We start from the raw sequence: 3617 nt of genomic DNA on the forward strand, positions 1-3617 counted from the left end.
CCCGGCCCAGGCCAGATCGATCAACCGCAGCCAGTCCCAGGCCGCCCATTCCAGCGGCTCCCCACGGTCCACGAAACCCAGCAGCACACGACCATAGGCACGCTCATCGCTATCCAGCCCCTCACGCCAGGCACGGCGGTCCTGGCGCTCCAGATCCAGCAATCGCGTGGCGTCCAGGTCCCAGGCCTGTCGCTCGCCCTGGGAAGAGAGCCAGAGCATGGCACGGATCAGTTCATCTCGATCGTGGATCTGCCAGGCCTCCGTCAGCCAGGGAGCCAGTTCCTGCCAATCGGACTCTCTGGCCGGCACCTCTATCACCGGCGAAAAGCCGGCACGCAACCGCCACACCAGGGCCGAGGGAGACTCGGGCCATAGCGAGAGGTGGCGCTGATTCATCACGAGCCAATCGCCGAATCGCTGCCAGGTAATGCCTTCCCCATCATGCTCGAGTACGGCCAGGGCCTCGCAGGCATCGACGAAACCATCGTCACCGGTCACCCAGCCTTCGGCACTGCGGATACGCCGCAGAGCCACCAGCCAGGCATCCAGGTTGGCGTGGTGGGCCAGGATATCCTCGGCCAGGCGCTGAGCCCAATCCCGTGCCCTGGCATCGGACAACCAGCCGGCCGCCCCTGCCAGGGCGGCCAGTTCCAGCCCCGCCAGGAGGCGGCCGGGATCATTCTGATGCTTGCCGAGACCCAGGCTCTGCACGAGACACCAGGCGAGTTCGCCCCGGTCCATGACCCCCAGGGCCGCCAGGCGCACTTCCGCCCCCTTGGCGTCGACCGACAGCGGGTCCGGCGAAAAGGCCCAGTCACACAACACCAGCTGCTGGGCCCACCAGGCATTCAGGGTATCAGCCAAGGCTCACCTCGATTAGCGCAAGGGGTAAGGACACAACTCAGCGTTTCCAAACATGGGCGGCATAGTGTAGCGGAAAGCCGTGGCTGCGCCGATGGGTGAAGGCAAGGAAATCCGGGCTGTCTTGCCGTGAAAGGCGTCCATTAAGGGCTTGGCTGGATGTTTTAAATAATGGACACTCGTCAAACATATAACAACTTTCGGGGAGGGAGATGTCTGCGCTATCCGGGTTGATGATCGACAAGGCCTTTATCGGTGGGCACTGGCGAGCCGGCGAGCAGCGGTTCGCCGTGACCAACCCCGCCACGGGTGAGGTGCTGGCCGAGGTCGCGGGCCTCGATGATGGCGTGGTCCAGGGACCCTTGATCAACCAGGCCGCCGTGGAAAAGGTCGAATCGCATATCGCCGATGCCACCGAGTTCGGGCTGGTCGCCTATTTCTATGCCTGCGATTATCGACGCATCTGGCATGTCATGGAAAGCCTGGAGTATGGCATGGCAGCAGTCAACGAAGGCATCCTATCGGCGGAATTGGCGCCCTTCGGAGGTGTCAAGGAATCGGGTCTGGGTCGAGAGGGATCTCGACACGGCCTGGACGAGTACACTGAACTAAAATACGTCTGTGTCGGCGGCCTGTGATCGCCCGCACGGATTTCTTCAAGGAGGCATCATGAACAACGCACAACTCAACGAACTCAAGCAACGCTATGTGGCCAGCGGTGCCGCAAGCCCCGTCACCCAGTTCGCCGACCACGCCGAGAATGCCGAGATCTGGGATGCCGACGGCAATCGCCTGATCGACTTCTCCGGCGGCATCGGCGTGCTCAACGTCGGCCACCGACATCCCAAGGTCGTCCAGGCCGTCAAGGACCAACTCGACAAGGTCATGCATACCTGCCAGACCGTCATGCCCTACGAAGGTTATGTGAGACTGGCCGAGAAGCTCAGCCAGATCACCCCGGTACGCGGCCATGCCAAGGTCATGCTGGCCAACTCCGGAGCCGAGGCCCTGGAAAATGCCGTCAAGGTCGCCCGGGCGGCCACCGGCAAGGACAACGTGATCTGTTTCGATGGCGGCTATCACGGCCGCACCTTCATGACCATGGCCATGAACGGCAAGGTCGCCCCCTATGCCACCGATTTCGGCAGCATGCCAGGCAACGTCTTCCGCGCTCCCTACCCGGTGCCCTACCACGGCGTCAGCGAGGACGAGGCCCTGCGCGGCCTGAAGATGATCCTCAAGACCGATGCCAACCCCAAGGACACTGCGGCCATCGTGCTGGAGCCTATCCTCGGCGAGGGGGGGTTCTACCCGGCACCGCCAAGCTTCCTCAAGGCGATCCGCGATATCTGTGACGAGCACGGCATGCTGATGATCATCGACGAGGTCCAGAGCGGCTTCGGGCGCACCGGCAAGCTGTTCGCCATCGAGCACAGCGGCGTCGAGCCGGACATCATCACCATGGCCAAGAGCATGGCCGACGGCATGCCGATCTCGGCGGTGGTCGGCACCGACAAGCACATGGACGCCTCCGGCCCCAACTCCCTGGGCGGGACCTACACCGGCAACCCGGTGTCCTGTGCCGCGGCCCTGGCGGTGCTGGAAGTCTTCGAGGAAGAGAACATCCTCGCCAAGAGCCAGGCACTGGGGGAAAAACTCGCCAAGCGCTTCAGCCAATGGCAGCAGACCTTCGACTGCGTCGACAACGGCCGCAACATGGGGGCCATGGCCGCCGTCGACCTGGTTTCCAACAAGGCCAACCACACCCCGGACGCCGACCTGGCGGGCGCGCTGTGCAAGAAGGCCCGCGAGAAGGGACTGGTGCTGCTCTCCTGCGGCCTCTACGGCAACACCATCCGCTTCCTGATGCCCGTCACCATCGAGGACAGCGTGCTCAAGGAAGGTCTGGCCATCATCGAGGCATCGCTCAAGGAACTGGTCGGTGACAAGAAGGCCGCCACTGCCTGAGCCGTGAAAACCTGCATGGCTTGACCCGACACACAACCGCCCGGATGGAGACAGCCGGGCGGTTGTCGTTGATGATCCAGGGGGTCGTTGAGGCCCGTTTCGCCATTCCCTGCTATGGTGCAAGCCCCGTTTCGATCCCGTGATGGTTGGCACCATGATATTTCGCACTCTCGCCCTGCTGCGCTCACTGCAGAGCGCCCACCACTCCATGGAGGATGCACAGGCCAAGGTTCAGCGGGCCTGTGACTACCGCTGGCTACGCGAGCGGTTTCCAGGCGGGACGGTTCTGCGTCTTGACAATCGACTGCCGGATGGCACACCCGCCGTGGCCATCGTCCTGCCCTTCACCGCCACACCGGCCCTGCGTCGAGGTGGGGAATGGCCCGACAACACCGAAGAAAGGGAGAGCTGCCACGTCGAGGGAGCGGGAGCCTGCCGGGCGGCCGGGGCATCCTCCTACCGCAAGCTGGAAAGCCTGTCACAGGGCGTCGCTAATGGCGCCATGTCGGTCCTCAAGGACGCGGCAAGATTCGACTATCTGGTCGAACACCAGGCACTGCGACTGACCTGGCGACGCGCCGACCACCTGCCGGAAGCGATATCTCGACGGCTCAGCCATCGACCTGATCGTGGCGAGGACGCCGCCAGTCGCCATGGGGTCTTTCTCCTCGAGGTCAAGGTGCCCGGCACCGGACCACAGGACTCCCTGAGCGGCGACTGGCTGGACAAGCGACTCGACCAGTATCGGCGCCTGCTGCCCGCCTCTTCGCCTCGCTAAGACCTATCTA

The 3617-nt window shown here is 63.7% G+C and carries 2 protein-coding genes and 2 pseudogenes; 3 read left to right on the top strand and 1 reads right to left on the bottom strand.

Translation table 11 applies throughout. From position 1 onward, the window contains the following. Positions 1-864: pseudogene (locus tag ACESMD_RS11640) on the bottom strand (hypothetical protein); the annotation flags it as partial. A gap of 329 nt (positions 865-1193) precedes the next feature. On the opposite strand from ACESMD_RS11640, the pseudogene ACESMD_RS11645 reads away from it, so the two are divergent. The 3 genes and pseudogenes from ACESMD_RS11645 to ACESMD_RS11655 all read left to right on the top strand — a co-directional run. Next, positions 1194-1499, top strand: a pseudogene (locus ACESMD_RS11645) (aldehyde dehydrogenase family protein); the annotation flags it as partial. Positions 1500-1530: 31 nt separating this feature from the next. Continuing rightward, positions 1531-2829, top strand: a complete 1299-nt coding sequence (gabT, locus tag ACESMD_RS11650; protein ID WP_372613314.1) for a 4-aminobutyrate--2-oxoglutarate transaminase — start codon at positions 1531-1533, stop codon at positions 2827-2829. 154 nt (positions 2830-2983) lie between these two features. Next, a complete protein-coding gene (locus ACESMD_RS11655; RefSeq protein ID WP_372613316.1) occupies positions 2984-3607 on the top strand; it encodes a hypothetical protein in 624 nt (207 codons plus the stop codon). Positions 3608-3617 lie beyond the last annotated feature (10 nt).

This window comes from Halomonas sp., from assembly GCF_041689495.1.
Lineage (GTDB): Bacteria > Pseudomonadota > Gammaproteobacteria > Pseudomonadales > Halomonadaceae > Halomonas.

Excerpts from the sequence above, each read along its gene's own strand:
- gabT (WP_372613314.1), top strand. The coding sequence starts at position 1,531 with ATGAACAACGCACAACTCAACGAACTCAAGCAACGCTATGTGGCCAGC.
- ACESMD_RS11655 (WP_372613316.1), top strand. The coding sequence starts at position 2,984 with ATGATATTTCGCACTCTCGCCCTGCTGCGCTCACTGCAGAGCGCCCAC.